Raw genomic sequence first — 13,077 nt, forward strand, 5'->3', positions numbered from 1 at the left:
CGCGCCTGCTCAGCCACCCGTGAACGCTCGACTGCCACTGCCTGTTCACGGGCGATGCGCTCGAGCGCAGACGCGATCTTCCGCCGGTACGCGAGACCAGCCTCCGCCGTGACGATGAGCAGCAGCGGGGCGACCGCGTGAACGGCAACGCCGACCATGTCGCCCGTGAGTGCGGAGTCCCCGACGTTCAGCAGCAGGGTCATCAGACCCGTCATCCACCGGAGCAATGCCGGCCAACCGCCGGTGCTGCCTCCCAGGCGGGAGACCGTGGAGTCCAGTCGCACGACGATGACGACGGCGGTGTCCACCACGACCGGCAGGATCGGTGCGGTCCACTGCCACCCAGCCGGAGTCACCCGCTCGACAAGCGGCGTGACGGTCAAAACGGAGAAGAGAACGGCGCCGGCCGTGATGGTCCACGTACCGCGGCGCAGGGTCTTGTCGGCACCCTCGAGCTGCTCGGGCGACATGGTGGCGAGCGTCATGACTGCCCACCCCCGCGGCCCTGCTCGCTGCGCCGGTTCGTTTCCGCGACCTTGCGGGACAGCTCCTCCCGCTCCGCGTCAGTCATGCAGGTCATGGCCTGCTCGGTAATGTCGCCCATGGCTCGGTCCCTCCCGGGGGTCCGGTCCGACAGCGGCCCCGGTCTAGCCACCGGGGCCGTGCCATGACATGACGATGTTGGGCGCTGCAAGGTACATGATGAACCTTGCGGCACCATTGAAGGTACATCGATAACCCTCGACGGGCAAGTAATGTACCTTCGGTGGTTCATCATGTACCTTGGGGGGAGAGCTCTTCACTCTCGAAAGGGGTCAAGCCGTGGCATACAAGGCAAGCGGCGCGGGGTACGCCGACGTGGCGCGCCACTTCCGCACGCTGATTCAGGACGGGCAGCTCAACCCCGGAGACGCGCTGCCGTCCGTGCAGGAGATCCGCGAGCAGTTCGACGTCTCCGCGAAGACAGTCAGCCGGGCACTGGCCGTGCTGAAGACGGAGGGGCTCGCCACGGGACGGGGAAGCCTCGGGACCGTCGTCGCCACCCGGTCCCGCGTCGCGTCAACGGGAGCGGCACGGCTCGAACGACTCGAGCGCACCGGGAAGACCTACGCGGCCGGCGAAACCAGCACGGACCACGTGGCGATGATTCGCAGCTGCGCCGACCCCGACATTGCCGAGCAACTCGATGTCGAGCTGTACGACGAAATCGTGATCCGGCGCCGGGTGTTCCGGCAGGACGGCCGGCCCACCGTCGTTGCCTTGTCCTGCATCCACAGCCGCGCGCTTGCAGACGTGCCCGAGCTCTCTCAGTCGGGGCAGCTCAAGCCGTTCTGGCAAAAGACCTACACGGAGCGGACCGGACGGGAAGTCACCCGCGGGCCGGAACGACGGAGCGCTCGCCTGGCCTCCGCTGACGAACTGGCAGCACTCGAGGTGGAGGCGCCCGCCACTGCCGCCGTTCCCGTTCTCGTCCTGCATACGACCTTTCACGACGAGAACGGCCCGATTGAAGTCTGGGAGGACGTTTACGCGCCCGGACTGTGGCAGGTCTCTTCTCAGTGATGGGGCGAGACTCACCCAAACTCACCCAGACTCACTGAGACTCTCCGGGATCTTCCGAGATTTGACGGGCCATTCCACGATTGGAACGCCCGAGCATCTCCAACTCCCCTCCAAGAAAGCCCGTGAAGGGGGGGAAGAGGGCCCCAGCGGGTGTCGACCATGGCAGGTATCGTCTCCTGAGACGCAAGAGCCGCAGAACGCCGTACGGCGATTCTGGGGAGCTGGGTTGCAGAGGGTCAGGAGGCCGCAGTGGACGCACAGTCCGAAGCTGAGTGGCTGACGGTCCGCGAAGTCGCCGAACACTTCCGGGTGTCGGCACGGACAGTCAATCGCTGGGCGACCAGTGGAGAGCTCCGGATCCGGAGGATCGGCCAGACCGGCAGGATCATCCGGATTCACCGCTCAGAACTCAACAGCGAGAACCCTCCGGCCGCGGCCTAACGGCCGCAGACATGCGTGAGGGGCCCGACGCCTAGGAACGTCGGACCCCTCGGGGCGCATACCGGAGACCATACCCACCGGGCGGCAACCCGGGAGAGGGAAGGACTCTGGCGAGCACTGTGCTTAGCAGGGCACTGAACGCCAGAGTAGGACAGCTTCGCCAATGATGGTGACTTGGGTTTCAGACTGACTGTCCACCCCTCCCGGTGCCGCCCCCTACCCCAATGGGGGCGCAAGTGCATAAAGAACCGCAGGTCAGCCCCTCCCTTGATAGGAAGCTGACCACCCCCCGCGAGGGGGCATCCGTGGACGGCGCGTCCATGCGGCAGTCCGGGAGTGTGACGGAGCAGCAGCGTGCCGTCGCTCTGACGTGGGTGCGTCGCGGCTACCCGGTCATCCCCTGCAGCCGAACCGACAAGGGCCCCATGGTCGCGGGATTCGGACGCGACGCGGCCCCGGAGCAGCTGGCCCCGTTCTCCGACCCGGAACAGGTCTCCGCGTGGTGGTCCGGACGATTCAAGCGGGCCCACGTGGGGCTGCTCACGGGGCGGGGCGCCGATGGGCGCGGCCTGCTCGTGGTGGACCTCGACATGAAGAAGCCGGGCACGGTCCTCCCTGACGAGTATGCGGACGTCTCGTCCGGGGCCGATGTCCTCGAGCGACTGGCGGCCGCGGCCGGCGGCGAGTGGCCCGACACGTACATGGTGCTCACCCCCTCCGGCGGCATCCATCTGTACTTCCAGCAGCCCGCGGACGGGCCGCTCATCGGCTGCGCGACCGGGGCCGGGCCGACTGCTCCGCATCTCGGGCCGCTCATCGACGTGCGCGGGGTGGGCGGGCTGGTCATCGCGGCCGGGTCTTACTCCGCAGCTCAGGAGATTCCATACCGGCGCGCCTCTCCGGCGGGCCTGCTTCCGCAGCCGCTGCCGGGGTGGCTGCTCGAGCGGCTCCGGCCTGCCGTAGTCCCGGCTCCGGCCCGTCGACCTGCTCCCGTCCACGCCCTGCCGTCCGGCACCCGAGCGGAGCGGGCCGCGGCCGCCGGTCTGACAAGCGCGGTCGAGAAGGTCGCAAGCGCGGGCGAGGGCGAGCGGAATCGCAGTCTGTTCTCCGCCGCCCGGTGGCTGGGTGAGCTGCACGAGACCGCGCCGGCCGTGCTGGACGAGTCGACCGTGCGGGAGCAGCTGCTCTCCGCGGCGCTCGCTTCAGGGCAGAACGAACGGGAATCGCTCCGGACGATCCGATCCGGGTGGGAGCGCGGCGTGCGCGACGGCAGCGGGGCGGGTGCAGCGTGACCGCAGAGACTGACGTACTGGCGTTCAGCGCGTTCCAGCGCGACAAGGCCCGGCAGGAGAAGGCGCGGCAGGCTCTCGAGGGCGCCTCAGCGGATGAGATCTCTGCGTTCGAGCAGTGGAAGACAGAGCAGGCAGAAGCATCGGTGGCGAAGCAGCGTCCGACCCCCGAATCTTCGGCCGCCGGAGGGGCTGAGACGACAGACGCGATCCTCGCTGAGCGCGTCTGCGAGCGGGTCCTCTCGGAGTCCTACTGCTGGTCTGCCGGTCTGGGGTGGATGCGCTGGGACGGCAAGCGCTGGGAGCGGAGTAACCAGCAGACCGTCACGGAGACCGTGCGTCTGTACATGGTCGATGCGGTCTCCAAGAAGCTGCGCGCGCCGGATACGGACTGGCGGAAGCGGCAGGAGCTGATGGGGCTCCTCAGCAAGGGCCGGCTGGTCGCGCTGGTCGAACTGGCAAAGGGCATCCTGCAGGTTCGCGACGACATGTTCGACGCTCACCCGGACTTGCTGAACACCCCCTCTGGGGTGGTCGACCTGAAGAGTGGTGAACTCCACCCGCACGACCGCTGGCTGTACCTGACCCACATCACGGCCGCCGCCTACAGGAAGGGCGCCACCCATCCCGATTGGGACAAGGCACTCACGGCGCTCCCCTCGGAGGTGGCCGACTGGATGCAGGTGCGGACCGGGCAGAGCGTCACGGGGCACATGACTCCCGATGACGTGCTGCTCGTTCTGAAGGGGTCTGGGGAGAACGCCAAGTCGACGTTCCTGGAGACCATCCGGCGATGCATCGGGGGCGGGTACGGCACTCTCATGTCTGACCGGGTGCTGCTGGCAGATCCCGGCTCCCACCCGACAGAACTGATGGACCTCCGGGGGGCACGACTCGCCGTTGCTGAGGAGCTGCCGGAGGACCGGCGCCTGAACGTGAAGCGACTCAAGGACGTGGTCGGCACGCCGACCATGAAAGCCCGGTACATGAAGCAGGACACCGTTGAGTGGTCGTCGACCCACAGCATTCTGATCTCTACCAACTACCTGCCGGTGGTCTCCGAGACGGACCACGGGACGTGGCGCCGGCTGGTGCTCGTGACATTCCCCTACAAGTTCCTGAAGCCGGGGCAGCAGCCTTCCGGCCCCCATGAGCGAGTGGGTGACCCCGGCCTGCGGCAGCGCCTCATGGACGGGAAGGAGCAGGGAGAGGCAGTGCTCGCGTGGCTCGTTGAAGGCGCGCGCCGCTGGTATGAGGCCAAGCGGGTCATGCCGCCCCACCCTGAAGTCGTCGTTTCCGACAGTCTGAAGTGGCGCGCAGACTCTGACCTGATCTTGGCCTACTGGATGGACCGGCTCGAGCCAGCCGCCAACTCCCACGTCCTGTCCTCAGACCTGCTCTCCGACTTCAACGCGTGGCTGACCGCCAAGGACCACCCCAAGTGGTCGGACAAGACCTTCGGAGCCCGGTTCGAGGGGCACGACCGAACGGCTGCTCATGGGGTCCACCGGAAGAAAATCCGGGCCCGGGATGGACTGTCTCGGCCGGAGAGCGTTGCTGCCCGATGGGACGCTGCTCCAGTTGGAACGTCCTACCGGAGCTGGATCGGGGTCCGGTTCGCCGTAGAAACCGTTCCTGAAGACTGAAACCGCAGTTCAGACCCCCTATCGGCAGTCCGCCGGTAGGGGGTTTCTTCATTCCTGTTCCAGGTCCCGTTCCGGCTGTTCCAGCTTTCTCAGCTTGGCAGCTCCGCCCTACGCATAGAGGGGTAAGCAGAAGAACCCGGAACAGCCGGAACGGAACCCGGAACACGGCATCCGACGCCGGCCGTCCGCGGGCCTCCGCCGGGGGGTGGTGAGCCCCAGAGCAGCCACCCACCCCCCGCCGGGCGGCACGGGACCCAAGGTTGTCTGGCGGGTGCCGCTCGAGGGTCGTGCGGCGTAGCCGCTCCTCAATGTCTGTCGCCTGGAGCCGCGGGCGGAGACCGGCAGCTCCCCCGCGCAAAGTTCTGAACCTGCCGCACCGGGCGGAGACCTTCCCGGCGGTCCGGGCCGGGGCCGGCGGGGGTGTGACCCCCCTCAGATTGCACAACCCTTGCCCAACAGTTGCCTTGCCCCCGGGATTCGGCGCAGAGCGGCGCTCAGGTGTGCCGGCCCACCTGCGACACGACTTTCGTGATGTGGCAGAAGCGGCACGTCTATGGGGCGGCACGTTCACCGCTCATGTGCGCGCGAGGGGTGGGTGGAACCGGATCGAGCGCTCGCGGCAGTCCTTACGCGTGCGCGCGGGTAGGGGGTCCAGAAAGTCCAGAAACTCGGCAGTGGTCGGGCCGGCCAGCTTGCAAATCCGCCGCGCAAAAAACCGGGCGACAAGTGCTTTGGGGTCGCTCGGGTGCTGCTCAAAGAACGGACCTACTCCCCCCGGGGGTGCTCTGAGCAGGGAGGCGACAAGCGACAAGACAAGCGACAAGACAAGCGACAAGCGACAAGGCCCGTAGCTGGGGAGCAGCTACGGGCCTGCGTTGTGAGGGGCGGTGGTTGGTCAGCTGCTGAGGCCGAGAGACATCATCAGGTCGATCAGTGCCGCTTGCCGGGTCCTGGCGTAGGTCCCTTCACCGCGGTGTGGCACGCGGGTCAGGTTCGGAGTCGTCGCCTCCCAGCCTTGGCGCCGGCCTCCGCCGGAGTACCGGTGCTGCACGCGGCCGATGGCTTCGCCTACGAGGACGGCCTCCCAGGCTCCGTCACCAAGGGGCCGGAGTTCGGTGGCGTTGATCTCTTCTGCGGTGTAGCGGCGGCGTTTCATGTCTCCCCCTTGGGCGGTTGGTGGTCGGGCGTTGGTCCGTCAGCGCTGGGCGAGCAGGCGAGCGGCGCGGTCACGGCGCTGCTGTTCCTTGCGTTCGGCGCGGGCCTGCGCGGACTGCTGCCGGGCGGCTTCCCGTGCGTCGGGGGAGAGCAGTCGGGCAACGGTGGTCGGGTGCCAGAGGCCGCCGCGCTTAGATGGGATGCCGGCCGTGTTGAGACGCTCGCAGATCCCCCGGATGGACACGCCCTCTGCCTGCCAGGCGTGCATCTGCTCGAGCGTCTGCTGCTCCTGTTCGTCTGCGGTCAGTTCGTTGTCGATGGCCTGCTGCCCGTACTGCGGAGCGCCGTAGGCGTAGCCACCCTTGGCGCCCTTGGCGGTGCGGCCCTCTGTGAGCCGCTTGACGATGAGTCCGCGGTCGAGCTGGTGGAAGACTCCGCGCATCTGTCGCATGGCGGTGCGCATCGGGTCGGATGCGTCGTCCTCGAGGTGCTCGCCGTGGTCGGCGGTGAAGACGCGGCCAGTGAGTGCCCACACGTAGGACAGGACGGCCTCCTGCACGGTGAGCTCACGGGCGAGCCTGTCGAGGTTCGGCGCCAGGATGCCGTCTGCGCGGCCGTCCGCGATCCACTCGACTGCCTCCATCAGTCCGGGACGTTCATCGAGCAGGCTGGTCCCGGACTTTCCGCCCTTGCCGTCCCCGTCCGTGACCATGTGCACGATGCGGACGCGGGGTGCGGTCTGTCCCTTGGCCCAGCGCCGGCAGTCGGCTTCCTGCGCGTCCAGCCCGTAGCCGTCGACGGCTTGCCCGGCAGTGGAGACGCGGCGGACGAGTACGAGACGGAGGGCGGGTGTGCGGGGTGTCGTCATCGGTCCGCCCTCACGATCCACTGCCCGCCGCTGTCCCGGATCTCCAGCCCCGGGCCGCTGATTCGGCCGGCGCCTGCTCGCACGCTGCCGGGCTGCAGCGCGTCCAGTTGCCCGAGCAGATTGGCCACCTGCTCCGCGATCGCGAGTGCCTGCTCCCGTTCCTTGGCTGTCTCCGGTGTCTGCCGCACGACCAACCCCCTTGCCAGGCGAGCACGGTGCTCCCCAACACCCCCGACTGTACACATCTATGGGCATAGATGTAACAGCAATGGTGAGAGCGATTCGGTGCGTACAGGCGCGCCACGGGATGACACGAGGGAACACAACGGACGCAGAGGCGGGGACAGGGTGACCGACCGTCACCCTCCGCCGCCCGCCGGGTGGGTCGGCCGGGTACGTCCGTCAGGGTTCCCCGAGAGGGGAACCCCCTTTGTCCTTCCGGTCCGGCCCCTGCCCCAACGGTCGGCGCTCCGGCGGCTGTGCGCGCCCCTGAGGGGCGGGGAGGGGATTACGGTCCGCTGCCCGCCCCGCGGCCGTCCCGGGGCGACTGGGGGGCGCTGGCGGGCTGCTCGGGGTCTGGGGGCCAGTGCCGAGCGTGCGGCGGTGCTGTGTCACCGGATGAGTGTCTCAGCGGTCGGCGCGCCTGTACTGCGTGCAGTAGTTACTGCATGGCGGAGTGCCGCCGCCACTGCACTGAGCTCCGCTCGGTATCGTCGCGGCCGTGCTGAGCATCTCTCTCGTCAATCTCAAGCCAGGGACAGGCAAGACGACGTCCGCTGTCTGGCTGGCCCACGCATTCCACGCCAGGGGGCTCCGCGTACTGCTGGTCGACGCCGACCCGGCAGCCTCCGCCCTCCGCTGGTCCGATCTCTCGGACGGCTTCCCGTTCCGCGTGGCGGGCCTGCCGGTGAAGGATCTGCACCGCCGCATCCCGGACGTGGCCGGCGGAATGGATGTTGCCATCGTCGATGTCCCCCAGATCGAGGACCACGCCGGCATCGCGCGGTCCGCGATGCGCTGGGCCCGGGAGCTCGTGCTGCCGGTCGCCCCGGCCGGCGTCGAGCTCGACCGTATGGCGCCGATCAGGGGCGAGGTCGACGACTTGGAGGCGGTGCGCCCGGACGGAGCGCGCTCGAGCGTGCTCCTGAACCGCGTGGTCTCCGGGGCGTCGTCCGGGCCGATGGCGCGGAGGGTGCTCGGAGCGCAGGGTCACGACGTGCTGTCCACCACCGTGCCGCGGCTCGAGCTGTACGCACAGAGCTTCGGCGGGCCGGTCCACGCACCCGGATCGGCCTACGACGAACTGGCGACGGAGCTGCTCGCTCGAGACGCGAGCAGCCGGTGAGCGCCCGGGAGACGGCCGCGCAGCGGGAAGCCCGGATGATGCGAGCAGCTGCCGGGCGTCAGGACGATGCGCCAGCCCCGCGGCGCCCGGCGACCGTGCGAACCAAGCCGGTGCGGACCACGGTCGACATGGCGCCGGAACTTCACCGGAGGCTCAAGCGGTGGCTGGGCGACGCAGCGGAGGAGCTCGAGGTGACGGACGTGCCGCTCGCGGACGTGATGCGAGTGTTGGTGCGTCGGCTCACGGATGACGACGACTTGGCGGCGCGCGTCCTCGAGGACCTCCGCGAACTCCGGTGACGGCACGCAGTACCGCAGTACCTACTGCACGCAGTAGCGCCCCTCACCCGGGTTGGTGAGGGGCGCTTCTGTCGGTGTCAGGGAAGGGCGTCAGGAGCGTCAGGCCGGGCGTCTGACAGGGGTGACACCCACCCGCTACCTAGGGAAACGTGATGTCAGGGCGTCAGAGCTGTCAGGGCCGTCAGACCCCGACCAGCTGCGGAACGATGCGGTACCGGCCGGCCGTGTCCGTCTCCGCGAGACGGCCCGCCGAGACCATGCGGGAGACCTGCCCGGAGACCCACCCGCGGGAGCGGCCGTGCTGGTCGCAGTAGGCCATGAAGTCGACCGGGCCGACCGTCTCGCGTGCCTCTTCCTCGAACATGTCGAGCAGCCGCTCCATCACCTCCCGTGCCTCCGCGGGGGAGACGTCGATGCGGTCCGCCGGGGGCTGCTCGGCGAGCTGCAGGGTCACGGCCGGGGCGGGGAGCTCCTCCTCCGGGTCGAAGTCGTCGGCGTCGAAGTCGTCGTCCATGTCGCGCTGCTCGAGGGTCATGCCCTGATCCTTCCCACCCCCGGCGGCCGGGAGTACGGGCGCGCCGGCCGTCGTGCCGAGCAGCTGCGCGCGGTTGGTGAACAGGCTCCCGGCCGCCTTGGCGGCCGCGGCCGCGGTCGTCTCGTCGATCCGGGCGCGGGTCGCGGCGAACTCCCGGGCGACCCACTCGAGCGCGTCGGGCCCGATGTTGTACGACCGGGCGGGGGTGGCCCACTCGTTCTCCGGGATGCCGTTCGCGGCCAGGTAGCTGTAGCCGGGTCGCTTGTCCTTCCACGACTCCGGCGCGGCGCCCGCGTCCAGCGCGGCATCCGGCAGGGCGAATCCGGCATCCCCGGAGTCCCGAACGCCGTGGCACCAACTCGAGCCGAGCGACGCGCGGGTGTCGGTCGGCATCTGGTAGCCGGAGGCACGCTGCATCGAGACCACCAGGGAGACGCCGGCCGACCGCGCTTCCTGCGCGATGCCGGTCAGGTCGAGCCCTTCCCGGAGCAGCTTGGCCGCTTCCTCGAACCACGCCACGAGGTACGGCATCCCGGGGGAGCCGTCCGCCTGCACCTCCGCGGCCGCCGGCACCCACTGGCTGTAGCCGTAGTGGGCGAGCCACGCGGTCCGCGCAGGGATCACGGCGGAGAGCGCGGAGACCATGGCCTCCGTCGACGGCATGTCGAGCGCCGCCCAGTCCATCGCGGGGATGAGCGGGCCGAACGTCTGCGTCACCTTCACCGGGTCGGAGCCCCACACGATGACGTCGGAGCGGGTGAGGATCTCCGCGAGCGCATCGAGCGCGGACACGCTCTTGCCGCTGCCGGTCATCCCCATGATGAGCAGGTGCATCGCGTTCCGGGACACCTCCGGGTCGCCGCTCATCCACATGAGCAGCGGCTCCCCGTGCTCGTACACGCCGACGTTGAGCGGCTCCGCGATCGATCCGCCGGGGGCGGATGGGCCGGGCCACTCGTTACTGCCCTTGAGCGCGTCCACGGGGACGATGACCAGCTCTCCCCGGGCCGCGGACTCCGGGTCGGCGTTCGCCCGTACCGCGTTGGGCGGTACATCGAGCGCGGAGGCGATGCGCGGCAGCGACTTGGACACGTCGTCGTTGGTGAGCTCCCCGGCCGGCAGCTGGTACGGCACGGTGACCCTGTTCGGCTCCACGGTCGCGCTCTTGAGCAGGGTGCGGGCCAGACCGACTTTCTCGAGCAGCCCCTTGTCGGCACCTTCGGCGGCCGCGACTGCGTCGGGGTTCCGGCGCATGACCTGCCGCACGTTCCACGACAGGGCGACCGTGGGCGCGCCCATGAGGTAGAGGTCGAGCAGCGGGCCGGCGGTCGGCCCGGCCAGAGCAGCGGACGTCAGCCACGCGGAGCCGGCCGCCACAGTGATGGCGGAGTGGAGGCGGCGCTGCGACGTGGTCGAGCGGCCCGCCCACCACGTCGCCCCGGTCAGGGCGACTGAGGCGAGAGTCAGCCCGACGCCGGCGGCCGCGGAGCCGTCCCACTTCCAGTGCGCGAGCGGGGAGACGATGCCGACCGCTCCCGCCATCACCCACGGAGGCAAGTAGGGCTTGGCGCGGTGCATCAGGTAGCCGGTCAGGTCACCGCGGCCGGCCGACCCCTGGAGCTGCTCCTCGTGCCGCTGCTCCGCGTTCGCGTCGGTGCCGGTGCTGGTCTTCTTGCTGCGGGCCATGGCTGCCCACTCCCCTCCGGGTCGGTGGTGCTGGATGGTCGTGCGGAGTGCCCCGGGCCGGATTCGATCCGGCAGCCTCACGCCGCGGTCCGGGGCCGACGTGCTGCTCAGCCGTTGAAGTCGAACGACCTGCGCGGCGCCCGCCGGGCGCGCGGGTTGTTCTGCATCTCCGGGGAGAACTCGCGCTGGAACGCGGCGTAGGTGGCGGCCGCGTTCTTGGCCGCGTCCTTTGCGTCGTCGGCCACCTTCGTCAGGCGCCGGGTGACGCGGCGGGCCCGCATCTTTGAGCCGAAGGGTCGGCCCTCCGGGTCCGGCACTTCCTGGAGCGTCCCGTTCAGGACTTCCGCGGCCATGGCGATGTCGAACGAGAGCTGAATGAACGCGGCCCTGGCCGCTTCGCAGTAGTTGCGCACGTCCGCGTTGGTGAAGAACTCCGGGTCCGCGAGCGGCGAGTATGCGGTGCCGCCGCGGTGGCCGTTGCCCTGCTGCTGGCTGCCCTGCTGCTGACCGATCCGGCTACCGCCGGGCTGCCCACCCCCCGCGCCGCCGCCGTTGCTGCCGAAGTTCACGTTGTAGGTCTTCTCCTTGTGGGTGTGCCGGGTGCGGCCGGCCGTGCCGCCGTTGGTGCTCGAGCTGTTCGGGCTGCCGTCCTTCGGGGTGAAGAATCCGTTGCTCACGTGCTGCTCCTCTGCGTGGTCGGGCGTAGCGGGCCGGGGCTGTCCGGGCCTCTGCCGCCCCCGGGCGAGCCGGGGACGACAGGGGGTCGTCAGCCGCGGCGGCGGGCGCGGGTGAGGGTCTTCGCTGCGGACTTGCCGTCCGGGCCCCCGATGGAGCGCACGACGGTCACCACGCCCCACGCGCAGACCGCGGCGAGCAGTGCCAGGAGCGCGAGGTTCGCAGCCATGGCGGTCAGTACACCGACCAGCAGCGGACCGAAGTACACGCCGGCCGCCACGGCTCCGGCGCCCACTCCGGAGCCGAGCGCGATGCGCTGCACGGTGCGGTCCGGCGGCGCGTGGTGGATGTGCTGGACGATCGGCTGCCCGACGTGCTGCTGTACGGCGGGCAAGTTGCTGCCGGTGGGCGAGGTGTAGACGTAGGTGCCGTCAGAGAGCTGCACGACCTGCGGAAGGGCGGGGAGCTGGTCCACGGTGTCTCCGATCTCAAGTGGTGGGAGTGGTGGGAGTGCCCCGGGCCGGATTCGATCCGGCGCCCTCGCGGCTGGCTGCCGGGGCGGTGGCGCTGATCAGAGGTCGAACAGGGCGGGAGACTCAGCGCTCTCGTGCTGTGCCCGCTCCCGGGCGTCGGCCCGCTGCCTGGCGGTCGCCTTGCGGTGGCAGCTCGAGCACCACGCGAGCAGCTGCTCAGCGGGCACGGTCGCGGCCGCCGCGGTGGTCAGCAGCAGATCGGCGGGAGCGGCAAGGAGCCGGTAGTGCTCGGTGGTCCGGCCGCACTGGAGGCCCGTGGCCCCGTGCCGCGCGCCGCACGCTCCGGTGCACTGGCAGCGGTGCTCGGCTGCTTCCATGACGGAGGCCCACACAGCAGGGGTCCCGAGTGGGATGACGGTCATCGCTCCGTCCCCCTCTGCAGCTCCTGCCGGCGAGTGGAGACCCAGCCGATAGACCAGCCGGTCTCATCGGCGAGCGCCCGCACGGTCACCCCGGCATCGGCGTTCACGGCGGCCGCGATGTGTTCACGGGCGGCCTGCTCATCGAGCTTCACCGGGGGCGCCGCGGGGGTGGGCTGCTGCTCCGCGTTCACGGTCCGGGCGGCCGTGTTCACGCCGTTGGTCCCGGTGTTCATCGGCGCGGCAGAAGCGTGTTCACGGCGGGCCGCTCGAGCCGCGGCCACACGCTCACGCTCGGCACGCGCCTGCTGCTCCAGCTCGAGTCGCTGAGCCTGTTCACGGTTGGCGCGGCGCTGCTCCTCGAGGCGCACGCGCTCGCGCTCCTCGCGCTCCTCCCGGCGCTGCTGAGCCTCCCGCTCGGCACGCTGCTGCTCGAGGGCGAGCGCGTGCTCCCGCTGCTCCCGGCGCTCCTGCGCCTCCCGCTCGAGGCGTTCACGCTCGAGCTGCTCGGCGTGTTCACGGTCCCGCTCCTGCTCCCGCCGTGAACGCTCCTCGGCCTCGAGCCGCTCAGCCTTCTCCTGTTCACGGCGCGCCTGCTCAGCCACCCGTGAACGCTCGACTGCCACTGCCTGTTCACGGGCGATGCGCTCGAGCGCAGACGCGATCTTCCGCCGGTACGCGAG

The 13,077-nt window shown here is 69.9% G+C and carries 14 protein-coding genes and 2 pseudogenes; 6 read left to right on the top strand and 10 right to left on the bottom strand.

Annotated features, from left to right (window positions below; all coding sequences use genetic code 11):
- Positions 1-470 (bottom strand): annotated as a pseudogene (locus ACGFMM_RS35490) (DUF2637 domain-containing protein); the annotation flags it as partial.
- Positions 471-481: 11 nt separating this feature from the next.
- Positions 482-604 carry a hypothetical protein gene (locus tag ACGFMM_RS35495; protein WP_393650619.1) on the bottom strand — a complete coding sequence of 41 codons (123 nt, stop codon included), beginning with the start codon at positions 602-604 and terminating at the stop codon, positions 482-484.
- A gap of 218 nt (positions 605-822) precedes the next feature.
- On the opposite strand from ACGFMM_RS35495, the gene ACGFMM_RS35500 reads away from it, so the two are divergent.
- The 4 genes from ACGFMM_RS35500 to ACGFMM_RS35515 all read left to right on the top strand — a co-directional run bounded on the left by ACGFMM_RS35500 (position 823) and on the right by ACGFMM_RS35515 (position 4,939).
- Positions 823-1,563: a GntR family transcriptional regulator gene (locus ACGFMM_RS35500; protein WP_393650620.1), complete on the top strand. Its 741-nt coding sequence runs from the start codon at positions 823-825 to the stop codon at positions 1,561-1,563.
- 249 nt (positions 1,564-1,812) lie between these two features.
- A complete protein-coding gene (locus tag ACGFMM_RS35505) occupies positions 1,813-2,004 on the top strand; it encodes a helix-turn-helix domain-containing protein (RefSeq protein ID WP_393650621.1) in 192 nt (63 codons plus the stop codon).
- Between the two features lie 305 nt (positions 2,005-2,309).
- On the top strand, positions 2,310-3,296 hold the full coding sequence (locus ACGFMM_RS35510; protein WP_393650622.1) for a bifunctional DNA primase/polymerase: 987 nt from the start codon (positions 2,310-2,312) through the stop codon (positions 3,294-3,296).
- A complete protein-coding gene (locus ACGFMM_RS35515; protein WP_393650623.1) occupies positions 3,293-4,939 on the top strand; it encodes a phage/plasmid primase, P4 family in 1,647 nt (548 codons plus the stop codon). Before ACGFMM_RS35510 ends, ACGFMM_RS35515 begins: the two co-directional genes overlap by 4 nt.
- Positions 4,940-5,834: 895 nt before the next feature.
- Here the strand turns inward: ACGFMM_RS35515 and ACGFMM_RS35520 are convergent.
- Genes ACGFMM_RS35520 through ACGFMM_RS35530 form a run of 3 tightly spaced genes read right to left on the bottom strand, consistent with a single transcriptional unit; the run spans position 5,835 to position 7,150 of the window.
- Complete coding sequence (locus ACGFMM_RS35520) at positions 5,835-6,095, bottom strand: hypothetical protein (protein ID WP_393650624.1); 261 nt, start codon at positions 6,093-6,095, stop codon at positions 5,835-5,837.
- Between the two features lie 39 nt (positions 6,096-6,134).
- Entirely contained in the window at positions 6,135-6,962 is an 828-nt protein-coding gene (locus tag ACGFMM_RS35525; RefSeq protein ID WP_393650625.1) for a recombinase family protein, read from the bottom strand.
- Entirely contained in the window at positions 6,959-7,150 is a 192-nt protein-coding gene (locus ACGFMM_RS35530; RefSeq protein ID WP_393650626.1) for a hypothetical protein, read from the bottom strand. The genes ACGFMM_RS35525 and ACGFMM_RS35530 overlap by 4 nt, the downstream gene beginning before the upstream one ends.
- Positions 7,151-7,683: 533 nt before the next feature.
- Between ACGFMM_RS35530 and ACGFMM_RS35535 the strand changes: the two genes are divergently transcribed.
- The gene (locus ACGFMM_RS35535) at positions 7,684-8,307 is read left to right on the top strand and encodes an AAA family ATPase (protein WP_393650627.1); all 624 of its coding nucleotides are present in this window, start codon (positions 7,684-7,686) and stop codon (positions 8,305-8,307) included.
- A gap of 128 nt (positions 8,308-8,435) precedes the next feature.
- Complete coding sequence (locus tag ACGFMM_RS35540) at positions 8,436-8,606, top strand: hypothetical protein (protein ID WP_393650628.1); 171 nt, start codon at positions 8,436-8,438, stop codon at positions 8,604-8,606.
- Between the two features lie 181 nt (positions 8,607-8,787).
- Here ACGFMM_RS35540 and traB read toward each other — a convergent pair whose 3' ends face one another.
- From traB to ACGFMM_RS35565, 5 genes and pseudogenes are all read right to left on the bottom strand, one after another.
- Positions 8,788-10,827 carry a plasmid transfer protein TraB gene (traB, locus tag ACGFMM_RS35545; RefSeq protein ID WP_393650629.1) on the bottom strand — a complete coding sequence of 680 codons (2,040 nt, stop codon included), beginning with the start codon at positions 10,825-10,827 and terminating at the stop codon, positions 8,788-8,790.
- A 107-nt stretch (positions 10,828-10,934) separates the two neighbouring features.
- Positions 10,935-11,504: a plasmid transfer protein TraA gene (traA, locus tag ACGFMM_RS35550; RefSeq protein WP_393650630.1), complete on the bottom strand. Its 570-nt coding sequence runs from the start codon at positions 11,502-11,504 to the stop codon at positions 10,935-10,937.
- Between the two features lie 89 nt (positions 11,505-11,593).
- Entirely contained in the window at positions 11,594-11,977 is a 384-nt protein-coding gene (locus ACGFMM_RS35555) for a DUF6251 family protein (protein WP_393650631.1), read from the bottom strand.
- Positions 11,978-12,073: 96 nt separating this feature from the next.
- Entirely contained in the window at positions 12,074-12,397 is a 324-nt protein-coding gene (locus ACGFMM_RS35560) for a hypothetical protein (RefSeq protein ID WP_393650632.1), read from the bottom strand.
- Positions 12,394-13,077 (bottom strand): annotated as a pseudogene (locus ACGFMM_RS35565) (DUF2637 domain-containing protein); the annotation flags it as partial. The gene ACGFMM_RS35560 and the pseudogene ACGFMM_RS35565, both read right to left, overlap by 4 nt.

The organism is Streptomyces sp. NPDC048604 (assembly GCF_043199435.1).
GTDB lineage: Bacteria > Actinomycetota > Actinomycetes > Streptomycetales > Streptomycetaceae > Streptomyces.